Here is a 14,431-nt window from a genome sequence, read left to right as displayed (position 1 = left end):
AAATATGTTATAATATAAACGCAAATAATATATAAAGTGCAGAAATTAAAATAGGCAAATTAAATATTTGATGAGAAATGGATACTGCGGATATTGCATTGTTAAAATTCCAAACAGGTATTTATCGTTAGTATAATTTATAAATTATGCTAATAGTATTTAATATCTATAAAAAATTGCTTACAAAAGAGAGGAGAAAGAAATGAAGTACGAATATAAGACACTTGCTGATATAAGGCATAAGGTTTTTACAGCTGTAAGTAAAATTGCATTTAATGGTAACCTAGATGAAATTGCCAACATTCCTTATGAAATTGTTGGAGGAGATGTTGGTAAATACAGGCAAAGTGCTTTTTTGGAAAGAGCAATTGTCAGTGAAAGAGTTCGACTTGCAATGGGATTGAACTTAAGACCCAGTGACAAGCCTAGACCAATTACTGAAGGGATAGAACAAGCTACTAAACCATCTAAATATTATGAACCACCGCTGATTAATATAATAAAATTTGCTTGCAATGCATGTCCAACTAAGAGTTATGAAGTAACAAATATGTGTCGTGGATGCTTGGCACATCCATGTGTAGAGGTTTGCCCAAAGAATGCTACAAGTATTATAAATGGTAAAAGCTTTATTGATCAGGATAAATGTATAAAGTGCGGATTATGTGCTAAAGCATGTCCATATTCAGCAATAATAAAGCATGAGCGTCCATGTGCTTCTGCTTGTGGAATGGATGCTATATCATCAGATGAAAATGGAAGAGCTGATATAGACTATGATAAGTGTGTAAGCTGTGGAATGTGTTTGGTAAATTGTCCATTTGGAGCAATTTCAGATAAGAGCCAAATTTATCAGCTTATTCAGGCAATCAAGCAAAAAAATGATGTTATTGCAATTGTAGCTCCTTCATATTTAGGGCAGTTTGGTAAAAATGTAGGATTTGATGATTTCAAAGAAGCTATGATTAAATTAGGATTTAAAGATGTAGTTGAAGTTGCAATAGGAGCAGATATTTGTACAATTGATGAAGCTAAAGATTTTATAGAAAATGTTCCTAAAAATCTATCTTTTATGGCAACATCTTGTTGTCCAGCATGGTCTGTAATGGCTAAAAAATCTCATCCTGATCATGCTGATAATGTATCAATGGCATTAACACCTATGGTGTTTGCAGCTCGTTTAGTAAGGGAAAAGAATAAAGATGCAAAGATAGTATTTATTGGACCATGTAGTGCTAAAAAATTAGAGGCTTCTAGAAAAAGTGTAAAAAGTGAAGTTGATTTTGTTATTACATTTGAAGAATTATCAGGTATGTTAGATGCAAAGGGAATTAAAATAGTAGGTACTAAAAATACATTAAATAATGAAGCTACTGCTTCAGGAAGAGGTTTTGCTGTTGCTGGAGGAGTTGCAGAGGCTGTATCTAATCTAATAAAAAAACAACATCCAGATAGAGAAGTTAAAATTAAATCAGCAGCTGGACTTAAGGAATGTAGGAAGATGTTTGACGATGCAGTAAAGGGTAAATATGATGGATATTTACTAGAAGGAATGGCCTGCCCTGAAGGATGTGTATCAGGAGCTGGTTGTATTGCAAAACCAAATATATCAGGAGTACAGGTTAAAATTGCATCAAAGAAATCTGAACTCAAGGTTTCAGATGAATCAAAATATGCTGATAAACTCTATCTTTTACATGGAGTTCCAAAAAAATAAAATATTAATTAAGTAATTTGAGTAACCACAAGTTTTGTGGTTACTTTTTTAATAGTAAGAAAATATAGATACATAGACTAAAGTGAATATAATATTAATTAACCATTAATAAATATATTGTATATTGACAATAATATAAATGATAGCATATACTATACATAGATAATTATCTATGTATATAAGGAGATGTAAATTATGAAAAAAATGATTATATATGATCCAGCAATGTGTTGTTCAACAGGAGTTTGTGGACCTAGTGTTAACCGTGAATTATTGAGAGTATCTGTAGTTCTAAATAATTTAAAGAAAAAAGGAATTATAGTGGAAAGATATAATCTAACTAATAATCCTCAAGCTTTTGTTGATAATAAAAGTATTAATGAATTACTAAATGCTGAAGGGCCAGATATTTTACCAGTAATTATGGTTGATGGTAAAGTTGTTAAAACTAAAGGGTATCCAACTAATGAGGAATTTTGCAATTTATTAGAGATTCCTGAAAGCTACATTAGAGCTAAAGTAAAATTAAAATCTAAAGATTGTGGCTGTGAAGGTGTATGCTGTTAAAGTAAAAAAGGAGATATTACTATGATAAAAAAATTCGATCTTTCCAATATAGAGTTAACTAAATACTTGTTTTTTACTGGAAAAGGCGGAGTAGGAAAAACTTCAACTGCCTGTGCTACAGCTATAAATTTAGCTGATGAAGGAAAAAAGATAATGTTGGTAAGTACAGATCCAGCTTCAAATTTACAGGATGTTTTTCATACAGAATTAGATAATAAAGGAGTTGAAATAAAAGATGTACCTAATCTTGTAGTTGCAAATTTGAATCCAGAAGAAGCTGCAAGAGAGTATAGAGAAAGTGTAGTTGGGCCATTTAGAGGAAAGCTTCCGGATGTAGTTGTTAAAAATATGGAAGAGCAACTTTCAGGTTCATGTACAGTTGAAATAGCTGCATTTAATGAATTTTCAAATTTTATTACTGATGAAAAAATTCAAAAGGAATTTGACTATATAATATTCGATACAGCGCCTACAGGTCATACACTTAGAATGCTACAGCTTCCATCGGCTTGGAGTAATTTTATAAGTGAAAGTACTCATGGAGCATCATGCCTTGGTCAGTTAGCAGGTCTTGAAAGCAGAAAAGGAGTTTATAAAAATGCAGTAAAGGCTTTAGCTGATAGTGATATGACTACGTTAATTTTAGTTTCAAGACCAGAGGTATCTCCTTTAAAAGAAGCTGAAAGAGCATCTAAAGAACTTCAGGATCTAGGTATAAAAAATCAAATTTTAGTTATTAATGGAGTTCTTGAAAGTCATGACGATATGCTATCAACTGCGTTATATGAAAAGCAACAAAATGCTCTTAATGAAATTCCAGAGTACTTAAAGAATTTAGAAATATTTAAAATACCTTTAAGACCTTATAATATAATTGGAATAGAAAATGTAAGAGCATTTCTAAAGGAAGATAAGATTGAATATAGCAATGATAAATTAATGGTAGATGAAATTCCAAAATTAAAATCTGTAATTGAAGATTTATATGATACTGATAAAAAAGTTGTGTTCACAATGGGAAAAGGTGGAGTAGGAAAGACCACCATTGCAGCAGCTATTGCATTGGGACTGGCAAGGAAAGGTAAAAAAGTACATTTAGCAACTACTGATCCAGCGGCACACTTGAAATTTGTTTTAGATGAAAGCTTTGGAATCACATTAAGTCATATTGATGAGAAGAAAGAATTGGCAAAGTATAGAGAAGAAGTACTTAGTAAAGCTAGAGAAACTATGAGTGAAGAAGATATTGAGTATGTAGAAGAAGATTTAAGATCTCCATGCACTCAGGAAATAGCGGTTTTTAGAGCCTTTGCTGAGATTGTTGATAGATCAGAAAATGAAGTGGTAGTTATTGATACAGCGCCTACAGGCCATACGCTATTACTTTTGGATTCAACTCAAAGTTATAATAAAGAGATAAAGAGATCCCAAGGAGATATACCAGAATCAGTTAAAAAATTGTTACCTAAATTAAAAGATGAGAAACACACAGAAGTTATTATTGTAACTCTTCCAGAAACCACACCAGTTTATGAAGCAATGAGATTACAAAAAGATCTAAAGAGAGCTGATATTCACAGTAAATGGTGGGTAATCAATTCTAGTATGTATGCTACTAATACAACAAATAAAATATTAAAAGCTAAGGCAAGTAACGAAATTCAATGGATTAATAAAGTAAATGAAATATCTAAAGGTAGATTTGCTGTTATTGAATGGAAGCCAGAAGAAGTAAAAGGTGAAGAACTTATCAAGTTGATAAAATAAATATTATATATATATTTGAGTAATAATAAAAGTAGTAAAATAGATTATTAATATTGATTAGAAGGAGAAAATTATGAATAAAAAAGATGAATTAATAAAAGCTTATAATTTTAGATTTGCATGTAAGGAATTTGATAAAGAAAAGAAAATTTCTGATGATGATTTTAACTTTATTCTTGAAACAGGAAGACTATCACCTAGTTCATTTGGCTGGGAGCCATGGAAATTTGTTGTAGTTCAAAATATGGATTTGAGAGAGAAATTAAAGGAATTTTCCTGGGGTGCTCAAAAGCAATTGCCAACAGCTAGTCACTTTGTACTTCTTATGGTTAGGAAATCTTCAGGAACTAAGGCAGGATCAGATTATCTTAAATATATGGCAAAAGATGTGGAAAAATTGCCTCAAGAAGTTATTGACGGAAAGATGAAATTCTATAAAAAATTCCAAGAAAGTGATTTCGATTTGACAGATGATAGAAAATTATTTGACTGGGCTGGAAAACAAGTATATATTCCACTTGCAAATATGATGACAGCAGCAGCTTTTATTGGTATTGACTCATGTCCTATGGAGGGATTTGATAGAGAAAAAATTGAAGAAATTTTAAGCAAAGAAGGAATTATTGACACAAATGAATTTGGATTAGCTGTAATGGTGGCCTTTGGATATAGATCACCTAATGCAGAGATATTTCCAAAGACAAGACAACCGATTGATAAAGTAGTTGAATGGATTAAATAATATTAGGCAGATGATCCTTATAAAATAGGGTTGTCTGCCATTATTTATCTAAAAGTTAAGTTATAAATTTGGCTTCAGCTTCATTTTTATAAGTTTTTTGAACATTATTATATTCATATGCTTTTGGAAATTACATATAATAAAGCTGTATATAAAATATATTATTGTTAGAAAAGGGGAAAATTAAAATGAAAAAAAATTAGCACTAATTTTTATAATAGTGATTAGTGTGTTTTTAGCCGGATGCAGTAATTCAAAAAGTAGTAAAAAAGATGTATTAAAGGTTGGAATAGATTTAAAATATCCACCATTTATGTATCTTGATAAAAGCGGCAATCCAGCAGGTTTAGAGGTTGACATAGCTAAGGATTTCGGAAAATATCTTGGAAGAGATGTAGAAATAGTTAATACAGATTTTTCAATGTTAATACCTTCACTTGAAACTGGAGATACAGATATAGTAATAAGCGATATGACTGTGAATGATGAAAGAAAGCAAAAAGTTGATTTTACTAATGGATATAGATATAGTAGAACATTAGCTTTAGTAAATAAAGAATTCTATGAAAAACATAACATTAGCGATAGTATGACAGCAAAAGAGTTTTTTGGCATAAAAGATATGAAAGTAATTGGACTTACAGGGACAATTTCTGTTTCTGTACCAGAAAAATATGGTAAACAGGTTACGGAAATAACAGATATAGCTTCTGGAATTATGGAAATTACATCGGGAAATTATGATGTGCTTGTTGGGGCCAACACAGTTATTGGTGATCATGCAGCTAATAAAGATACAACGGAAATTTATTCTGGGATTCCAGAATATGCTACATCAGCCTTTGCAGTTAAAAAGGGAAATACTGAGCTGTTAAATGAAGCAAATAAATATATTGCTACACTTTATAAAGATGGAGGTCTATATGATCAACTTGCGAAAAAATACGATGAACCAGTTGGGGAGTTCCTCAAAGACAAAAATCTCGGACTTGAATATATCGTCACAAAACCAGAACAAGAAAAATAATACAAGTAAAGTAATTCAAAAAGCACTGGCATATATATTGGTTATTTCAATATTTGTATTTGTAATAGTAACTGCAACAGATAATCCTAGATATGATCTTATATTGTCAGAAAGAAAGATGTTAATAGATGCACTTTTAACAACATTATGGATTAGCATAGTAACTTTACTAATTAGTATGGTAACAGGTTTCATATTCTACTTGTGTATGAAAAGCAAAAATGTATTTTTAAGTACACTTTCTAATTTACTAGAGGAAATTGTTATGGGAACTCCTCTACTTGTTATGATATTTTTAGTAGTTTATGTTTTAGGTGCAAGATTCAATATTAATCAAAAACTAATACTTGGAATAATAGCTTTGACAATATACAGTACACCTTATTTAGCAAATGCTTATGAAACGGCAATTGCAGTTATAGATGAAGATCAATATACAGTAATGAAACTTTATCATTTTACACCATGGCAAAAATACAGATATGTAATTATTCCACAGATGATTAAACCTCTAATTCCTTCCATGATTAATAATTTATCAGGTGCTATTAAAGGATCTGCATTGTTGAAAATTGTTTCTGTTAGTGAGATATCTTATGTTATAACAGTTATTTCAAATAAAAGTTATGCTGCAATAGAAGGATATTTAGTAATGTGGGTAATGTATTTAATTATTACAATACCACTTTCTCTACTTGCAAGTTATATAGGAAGAAGGCTTGGTTCATGAATATAGTTTTAGATAGAATTTCAAAATCATATGATGGAAAACCTATATTAAAGGATATAAGTTTAAAAATTTCAAATGTAGGGGCACTTGGTATTATCGGTGAATCAGGTTGTGGAAAATCTACGCTTCTTCGCCAGCTTTCTGGAATTGAAGTAGTTGAAAATGGTGTAATAAAAGTAAATGATATAACACTTTCTGAAAATAATTTAAAGGAGTATCAGGATAAAATAGGATATGTTTTTCAAAAGCATAACCTTTTTCCACACCTTACTGTTAGAGAAAACATACTGCTTATTTTAGAGAAAATTAAGAAAATAGACTCTAAAGAAGCTAAGAAAAGATGTGATGAGGTGTTATCTGAATTCTATTTGACAGAAATAGCAAATCAGGTACCAAGTAAGGTGTCTGGTGGGCAGGCTCAAAGAGCATCTATTGCAAGAGCTGTTGTTACAAATCCTGAACTTCTCTTCTTAGATGAGCCAACTGCAGCACTTGATCCACTCCTCACAAAGGAAGTACTTGATTCAATAAAGATATTAAAGAAAAAAGGGACAGAATTTATTTTTGTTACGCATGAAATGGAGTTTTTAAAAAAATTTGCAGATTATTTCATATATATGGATAAGGGGAAAATTGTTGAACAGGGAGATATTGAAAAATTAAAATCACCAAAAACTGATAAATTAATTAAATTTTTAGAGAGGTAGGAAAATAATATGTTAAATATAAAAGAAATTTTTGAAACATTTGATGCAGTAAATGCATATACTTTTTCAACTATTGATAATGGATATCCTGAAGTTAGAATTGCACATTTTCTTACATATGATAAGGAAGGACTATATTTTCAAACTATGAAAGTAAAGCCTTTCTACAGACAACTTACCCAAACAAATAAGTTAGCTGTATGTTCACTAGTAACAAATCAAGGTGCAGTTTCACATGATGAAAATGGTCTGCCTATATTTGAACCAGGATATTTTATTAGAGCCAATGGTGATGTAAAAGAATTATCTTTTGAAGAGCTTACTAAAAAAGCTGAAGAAGATGAAAGATTTTTGCCATTAATTAAGGATATTGAGAGATATCCAACAATGACAACATTTGTTTTATATAGATTTAAAGGTGAAGTATATGACTATGACTTTGATAAAGTACATCGTGATCATAAAATAGAACGTAATAGATTTTCATATGGAGATGTGAAGTGTGAACCACCAGGTTTTGTAATAGACCCTGAAAAATGTATTGCCTGTGGAAGCTGTGAAAAGGTATGTACATTTAGCACAATTATACCAGGAGAAAAATATTCAATTGACGGCAATCGTTGTGATGAATGTGGTTCCTGTTATAGTGTATGTCCTGTAAATGCTATTAAGGCAAAAACACCAATGGATGAAACATATAGAAAGATTTGTGGTAAAAAAATGACAGAGTATGCTAAAAATCATAAAAATTAGTTAAATAATTGTTAGTATTTTATAAATGATGGTATAATATAATATATATATAATTTTAAGAAAATTAAATATAAAAGTAATTTTATCCAAAATACAGAGGATTATGTATTTAATATTAACAATCTATGGGAAGTAGATCTCATTTTTACACATGCAGAGATATAAGAATGGGGGGATAGTTAAGTTTATCGAAGCATGAAGACATTGAATTTATTAATTATTTCTTATTGCTTAGGGGTGATAAAATGAAAATTGGATTGTATTTGGAAGATATGAATAAAAAAGGAATAATAACATTTTATAAGACAATGCATTATGTAAAAAAATCTGATATAGATTTATTAGTGTTTCCTGAGGATTGCTATACTCCTTTTGTAAATAAACTTACTTCAATTGACATTATGTCTAAGAATGGGTATTTAGATGTGGAAAATCACTGCAGAAAGCTTAGTAAGTATATTGGGTGTGCAGTTATATTTAGCAGTGTGGATAAAAATGGAGTTACTTATAGCATTTATGTAAACGCTTTTTGTAGTGGTAGAGATACTTTTAGCAAATTATATATAAAACATATAGATGAAAGATATTCTGCTTTTGAACGTGATAATTATAGACAAACTATTAAGGCAGAATTTGAACCTGTAATATATAAAGGATTAAAAATTGGTATGACTATTGGTGCTGATTGTAATTACTCATTACTCAGCAGAACATATGGAAAACAGGGTATTGATATTTTGATAAATAGCTCAAAAGGTAATGTATTATATGATAGATGGGATAAGTTTAATAAGGTTAGATCAATTGAGAATAATTGTTTTAATTTCTGTACAATGGGTTACTCTGGAGATTATAAAGAAGTTAATTCATATGTATATGGATATACTCCAACTGGAAAAATGATGAAATATAGAAGTCTTAATTCAAAAAATGCAAAACATAACGATGTTGGTAAAATATTTGTATATGATACATCAATACCTTGTGATGAATTTGATATTGATAAGACAATTGGCCAAGAAGAAATAATTAATGATTATAAACATTATTATTATACTTGTGGTGGTACAACAAGAATGATTTTAAACTATACTGAAAAGATAGACGATAATATATTTGTGTATCATTCAGGAGAATACAATATTGTTATTTGCCTATTAAATGGTGAAGAAATTCTATTTCCTGAAAAGGTATTAAGCTTACTTCATAACAGCAAACTTAAAACAATAAAGAATAAGAAATATATTATTGTAAATCAATGGAAACAATTAGATGATAATATGTATAAAACTCAGATTTCAGATGTTTTGAAAGTAAGAGCAATGGAAAATTCTTGTGTAGTAATATTGGAATCAGATAAATTTTATAAGTGCTATCAATGTGACAAAGATGGAACAGTGCAAGTTGTAAAAGCAACAGATGGAAAATATGGTTTAAATTTAGATCTTGCTAATGGTCCAGAAGCAGTATGGAAAGATAATGACAAAGGCTTCAAAGAAAATTGGCGTAGTTCTTATGAAGCTCTATTAAATTATGTTATGGCTTAGAATAAGATTAATTATGCATATTTTTTAAAGAGGCTGTGGTACTAAGTTTTAAGTGCCACAGCCTGTGATTATCCTATTATTTTAATAACTAATTTTTACGGACAATTTATTTGTTGTATATAATGCTATTAATATCTATCTTTTTATCTTGAAGACCACTTTTTATCATAAAATCTTGAGTTTTTTCTAGGTCTTCAATATCTGAATCTTTTATTTCTGAATCGAAATCATACCATTTATACATTTCATTTGTTTCTTCAGTTGTTAGTCCAACTTCTTTTGATGCTATTTTTAATGCTTCATCTTCATTTTCTTTCATAAATTTTAAAGTTTCTTCATGAGTGCTTAAAAATGTCTTAACTATATCACTGTGATTTTTTAAGAAATCACCACTAACTGCAGTTACTATTGTACCATCAACGATTCCTTCACCATCTGCTACTACGTTTGAACCACTTTTAATTGCTTTTAATGCAAGTGGACCTGCAAGTAGAGCTGCATCTATACTCTTGTTGTTAAGTGCAGCAAAGGCTTCAGACAATCCCATGTTTATAAAATTTACGTCTTTGCTTTCTAGTCCATTTTTTTCTAGAGCACCTACTAATAATTGATGAAGAATTGTACCTTTAGGACCTGCAACTTTTTTACCTTTTAGATCTTTTGGAGTTTTTATATTTGGATCATTACTAATTATCATAAAAGCTTTTGGAGCTCTGCTATATATACCGATTATTTTTAAATCAACTCCATTTGCAGCTGCGAGTATAGCTGATGTACCACCAAGAGCGTGGAGAAATTGTAAATCTCCTGAGGCTAGTGCTTCAGTTTGTTTAGGTCCTGATGTTATTTCATGCCACTTTACACTAATATTATCTTTTTCAAAACTTTTATCGAAGGATTTTTGATTCTTCTCTAATATTGATGGAACATTTAAAGGTGCCTTAACGTATGTAATGTTAATTTCTTTAAGGTCATCTTCTTTTGTTGAAGTACTTTGCTGATTGCTTCCACAACCAACGAATAGAGTTGTTGACATTAATACAGATAAACATAACGATAAAATCTTTTTGCTTTTCATAGTAAAATCTCCTTTATTTAATAATTTATTTTATAATTTCGAAAGTATATCCTTTTTAATATTTAATAATTTTTGGGAATATATATCTCTCGGAAATTCTAAATCTATCTTATATTCTTTTATAATTTTTCCTTTATCTAAAATTACAATTTTGTGACCTATTAATAGCGCCTCATCTACATTGTGAGTTACAAAGACTATGCCTTTTTTTGTTTCTCTATAAATTCTTAAAAGCTCTTCTTGCATATATGATCTAGTAAAAAAATCTAGAGCTGCAAATGGTTCATCCATTAAAAGTATGTTTGGTTCATATGCAAGAGCTCTTCCTATAGATACCCTATGAGCCATTCCTCCTGATAGTTGATAAGGGTATGCCTCACCAAAGTTTTCTAAGCGCATTAATTTTAAGTATTTATTTTCAATTTCAGGATTTTTCTTATTCAAAAAGAATGTTAAATTTTCTCTTACGTTTAGCCATGGGAAAAGTCTACTCTCCTGAAAAACCATACCTATTTTAGGTTTTACTAGAGAGTCATGAAAATAGAACTCTACAGTGCCATCTGTGACATTGTCAAGATATCCTAAAAGTCTAAGTAATGTAGTTTTCCCACAGCCACTTCTTCCTAATATAACGGTAATTTTACTGTCTTCTAATATAAGATTTAGACTATCTAAAATTCTAACTGATTTACCATTTATATAAAATTCCTTAGTTACATTAGTCAATTTATAGCCATTCATTTTTTATTCTCCTCTTGGGTATAATTAAATTTCTTAGTTAAAGTGAGAAATATGTAATCACATAAATAACCGAGAATGCCTATACATAATATCCCAACTATGACAACTGATGAACGTGATAGCTGCTCTCCATCTAATATTAAATATCCTAGACCAGATGATGCAGCAATCATTTCAGCTCCAATTATAGCCCTCCAACTATATCCTATGCCTAATCGCATGCCAACTAGAATACTAGGTAAGGCCCAAGGTATTACTATTTTTTTAAATATATTTATTTTACTTAAATTAAATGTTTGACCAACTTCTATTAATTTTTTATTGCAACTTTCAACTCCACTAATTGTATTTAATAGTACAGGAAAAAATGAAGCTAATATTATAATTATTACTTTAGATCTTTCTCCTATGCCAAACCAGAGTATTAAAAGTGGTACCAAAGATAGTGGAGGAGTATGTCTTAAAAATCCAAGTAGACCCTCAAAGTAGGAATAAACATTTTTATTTACTCCAAATAATACACCTAAAGGTACAGCTAAAAGAACTGTTATGAAAAAACCTTCAAAAACCCTTAAAGTACTTATGGCTATATGTTTAAACAAATCACCTGATTTTATTAGTGTAATTGCAGATAGCATAACTTCCTTGGGAGTTGGCAGAATATAGTGATTCCACAAGTTTAAAGCGCTACCGACTATCCATATAGTAAACAGCACTATTATAATTAAATATTTTTTTGATTTTTGTATTAGATTCATTATTACAACTCCTTAGATAATGCAATATTTCAATTATAGCATAATTTTTACTAGAAGATAATTTATAATATTTTTTTGTAACTTAGGATACTGAATAGAAAAAGGGTAAACTATATAATTAATGTATAAATTAAATCTAATTAATGGAGGAGTAAATATATGAAGATTTCAAAAGATATGACAATTGGTGAGGTTGCTAGAAATTATCCTGAGTGTGTAGACATCTTATTTGATTTTGGTATGGGCTGTGTAGGATGTCCATCGGCACAAGCTGAAACAATAGAAGAAGCATGTCAGGTTCATGGAATAGAAGTTGAAAAAATTATTAAGGCATTAAATGAAGGCTTAAAATAGGGAGTGATTAGATGAGTGCATTTTTGGGTAAAATACACTATTTATTATACAATAAAATTCAAGTACATGAAAAATTTATAGATAGTATAGTTGAGTTAAGTAAGAGTAAGGGGTATGATAGCGATTCTCTACTAAATGAAAGCTATTCTAGATTTGGATTTCCAGCTACAGGAGAACTATCAGATGTAATAGAACATTCTAATATCCACGGATGGCTTCAAGAAAGAATAAAGAGTGTAGAAAGCAGACTTGCCTATGTTGTAACTGAACTTCTAAGTAAAAATATCGTTACTAAAGAAGAGCTCTCTTGTATATTTTACGAAGATGGGGAAAGTAAAATGAAAGAATTAGATCTAGGCGAAAGTTCTCCACAAGATATGTTTAAATTGATTTTTGATTATATGATTGAGGGAATGCCTTGTGACAGAGTTAATGAAATAATTGAAAATAGTGAAAATATAGTTAAGTGGAAAACAGTAGTAGATATTCATAAAAATTATTGGGACGATGCTCAAGGAGAAGTTTCTAATTTCTATTATTTGAGAGATTCATGGATAAATGGATTTTTAAGTGCTTGTGCCACTAAATATAAATATACTAGAACAGAAAATGTTATAAATACAATAGAAAGGGTGTGACTTTATGGATGCAATTGAACTTATGGTTGAAGAGCATAGTAATATATCAAGAATGTTAAAAGTTATAAGAAAAGCTTGTCTAGGCATAATTAATGGAAAAGAAATTGATTATGACGATTTTGAAATGATAGTTGATTTTGTGAGAAATTACGCAGATAAACATCATCATGGAAAAGAAGAAAAGTTTTTATTTAATAAAATGGTAGATGAAATTGGAGGAGCAGCTGAGAAATTAATTAAATTTGGAATGCTGGTAGAACATGATCTTGGAAGACTTTATATTAAAGATCTTGTAGAAGCACTCCAAAGAGCTAAATCCGGTGATTGCGAGGCAAAACTTGACGTCATAGCAAATGCTATATCCTATACACATCTATTATATAGACATATAGATAAAGAAAATGATGTTGTATATCCTTTTGCAAGGAGAAAGCTTTGCAAGGAAACCCTTGATAAAGTAAATGATGAATGTCATACTTTCGAAGATCAAATGGAGAAAATCGGAAACCAAAATAAGTATATAGACATATTGCAGATTCTTGAAGAAAAATATAAATGATACTTTGAAAAGAGACCTAGGGGTCTCTTTTTTATTTCATTCACAAAAACTCTTTAATGCTTCAATATCTTTTATTTTAAATGTTGATAAGTGAAAATCAATTATACCTTCATCCCGCATTTTGCATATTTCCCTTGACATAGAGGGCCTAGATACATTCAAAAAATCAGCAAGACGGCTACGATTTAATGGTAGAGTTACAGTAGTACTTTTAGTACGGCTATATTGATCTAATATATATGAGGCAACTTTACCTCGTATGCTTTTTATTGATAGGTATTTAACTTTGGTATTTAACATTAATCCCTTATTTGATAGTATTTCTAAAAAGTTTTGAAGAAGTGTAGTGTGACAAGAACACATATTTCCACATCTAGTTATAAGAGAAGAATTTGTTAAAAATAATACTTTACAAGATGATTGAGCTCTAACTGTTACTGGACATATGTCACAACTTGAGAATACTAACATTTCTCCGAATAAATCACCTTTTTTTACAACAGATAGTATAACTCTGTTTCCATCAATATCTTCTTTGCTTACAGCTGCTTCACCTTCTAAAATTATTCCAAATTTATCTAGCCTTTCACCTGAATTTACTATGCATTGATCTTTGTTATACTCATATGTTTTAGGAGCTAAACATTGTAACATTGAAACAAGTTCGTTTTCTTCTATACCATGAAATAGAGGTAAATTTTTTATTGTATGAATATCTGAGCTTATCATTTAAATACCATCCTTTT

At 29.9% G+C, this 14,431-nt stretch carries 16 protein-coding genes; 12 read left to right on the top strand and 4 right to left on the bottom strand.

Going from position 1 to position 14,431, the window contains the following annotated elements; genetic code table 11:
- Window positions 1-202 precede the first annotated feature (202 nt).
- The 9 genes from H2684_RS09510 to H2684_RS09470 all read left to right on the top strand — a co-directional run bounded on the left by H2684_RS09510 (window position 203) and on the right by H2684_RS09470 (window position 9,557).
- Window positions 203-1,717 carry a 4Fe-4S dicluster domain-containing protein gene (locus H2684_RS09510; protein ID WP_182089173.1) on the top strand — a complete coding sequence of 505 codons (1,515 nt, stop codon included), beginning with the start codon at window positions 203-205 and terminating at the stop codon, window positions 1,715-1,717.
- Between the two features lie 195 nt (window positions 1,718-1,912).
- Complete coding sequence (gene arsD / locus H2684_RS09505; RefSeq protein ID WP_182089172.1) at window positions 1,913-2,284, top strand: arsenite efflux transporter metallochaperone ArsD; 372 nt, start codon at window positions 1,913-1,915, stop codon at window positions 2,282-2,284.
- A gap of 21 nt (window positions 2,285-2,305) precedes the next feature.
- Window positions 2,306-4,051: an arsenical pump-driving ATPase gene (gene arsA, locus H2684_RS09500; RefSeq protein WP_182089171.1), complete on the top strand. Its 1,746-nt coding sequence runs from the start codon at window positions 2,306-2,308 to the stop codon at window positions 4,049-4,051.
- 73 nt (window positions 4,052-4,124) lie between these two features.
- A complete protein-coding gene (locus H2684_RS09495; protein WP_182089170.1) occupies window positions 4,125-4,793 on the top strand; it encodes an NAD(P)H-dependent oxidoreductase in 669 nt (222 codons plus the stop codon).
- Between the two features lie 229 nt (window positions 4,794-5,022).
- Complete coding sequence (locus tag H2684_RS09490) at window positions 5,023-5,820, top strand: transporter substrate-binding domain-containing protein (RefSeq protein ID WP_182089169.1); 798 nt, start codon at window positions 5,023-5,025, stop codon at window positions 5,818-5,820.
- Window positions 5,783-6,550 carry an ABC transporter permease subunit gene (locus H2684_RS09485; protein WP_243159313.1) on the top strand — a complete coding sequence of 256 codons (768 nt, stop codon included), beginning with the start codon at window positions 5,783-5,785 and terminating at the stop codon, window positions 6,548-6,550. Before H2684_RS09490 ends, H2684_RS09485 begins: the two co-directional genes overlap by 38 nt.
- Window positions 6,547-7,257 (top strand): ATP-binding cassette domain-containing protein, encoded by a 711-nt coding sequence (locus tag H2684_RS09480; RefSeq protein WP_182089167.1) that lies wholly within the window; start codon window positions 6,547-6,549, stop codon window positions 7,255-7,257. The genes H2684_RS09485 and H2684_RS09480 overlap by 4 nt, the downstream gene beginning before the upstream one ends.
- A gap of 9 nt (window positions 7,258-7,266) precedes the next feature.
- Complete coding sequence (locus H2684_RS09475) at window positions 7,267-8,010, top strand: 4Fe-4S binding protein (RefSeq protein ID WP_182089166.1); 744 nt, start codon at window positions 7,267-7,269, stop codon at window positions 8,008-8,010.
- A 245-nt stretch (window positions 8,011-8,255) separates the two neighbouring features.
- Entirely contained in the window at window positions 8,256-9,557 is a 1,302-nt protein-coding gene (locus H2684_RS09470) for a nitrilase-related carbon-nitrogen hydrolase (protein ID WP_182089165.1), read from the top strand.
- Between the two features lie 106 nt (window positions 9,558-9,663).
- Here H2684_RS09470 and H2684_RS09465 read toward each other — a convergent pair whose 3' ends face one another.
- Genes H2684_RS09465 through H2684_RS09455 form a run of 3 tightly spaced genes read right to left on the bottom strand, consistent with a single transcriptional unit; the run spans window position 9,664 to window position 12,134 of the window.
- Window positions 9,664-10,635 carry an NrtA/SsuA/CpmA family ABC transporter substrate-binding protein gene (locus H2684_RS09465; protein ID WP_182089164.1) on the bottom strand — a complete coding sequence of 324 codons (972 nt, stop codon included), beginning with the start codon at window positions 10,633-10,635 and terminating at the stop codon, window positions 9,664-9,666.
- 30 nt (window positions 10,636-10,665) lie between these two features.
- Entirely contained in the window at window positions 10,666-11,376 is a 711-nt protein-coding gene (locus H2684_RS09460; RefSeq protein WP_182089163.1) for an ABC transporter ATP-binding protein, read from the bottom strand.
- Entirely contained in the window at window positions 11,373-12,134 is a 762-nt protein-coding gene (locus tag H2684_RS09455; protein WP_182089162.1) for an ABC transporter permease, read from the bottom strand. The genes H2684_RS09460 and H2684_RS09455 overlap by 4 nt, the downstream gene beginning before the upstream one ends.
- A gap of 159 nt (window positions 12,135-12,293) precedes the next feature.
- Between H2684_RS09455 and H2684_RS09450 the strand changes: the two genes are divergently transcribed.
- The 3 genes from H2684_RS09450 to H2684_RS09440 are packed head-to-tail and all read left to right on the top strand — an operon-like array spanning window position 12,294 to window position 13,685.
- Entirely contained in the window at window positions 12,294-12,488 is a 195-nt protein-coding gene (locus H2684_RS09450) for a DUF1858 domain-containing protein (RefSeq protein WP_182089161.1), read from the top strand.
- Window positions 12,489-12,499: 11 nt separating this feature from the next.
- Window positions 12,500-13,126 (top strand): hypothetical protein, encoded by a 627-nt coding sequence (locus tag H2684_RS09445; RefSeq protein WP_182089160.1) that lies wholly within the window; start codon window positions 12,500-12,502, stop codon window positions 13,124-13,126.
- 4 nt (window positions 13,127-13,130) lie between these two features.
- Window positions 13,131-13,685 (top strand): hemerythrin domain-containing protein, encoded by a 555-nt coding sequence (locus H2684_RS09440; RefSeq protein ID WP_182089159.1) that lies wholly within the window; start codon window positions 13,131-13,133, stop codon window positions 13,683-13,685.
- Between the two features lie 36 nt (window positions 13,686-13,721).
- On the opposite strand, the gene H2684_RS09435 is transcribed toward H2684_RS09440, so the two are convergent.
- Window positions 13,722-14,414, bottom strand: coding sequence for a Crp/Fnr family transcriptional regulator (locus tag H2684_RS09435; protein WP_182089158.1), 693 nt, complete (start codon window positions 14,412-14,414; stop codon window positions 13,722-13,724).
- Window positions 14,415-14,431 lie beyond the last annotated feature (17 nt).

The organism is Clostridium sp. cel8 (genome assembly GCF_014050525.1).
Taxonomy (GTDB): domain Bacteria; phylum Bacillota; class Clostridia; order Clostridiales; family Clostridiaceae; genus Clostridium_B.
Note: the sequence above shows the minus strand (reverse complement) of the source record. Positions and strands in the feature narration are given on the sequence as shown.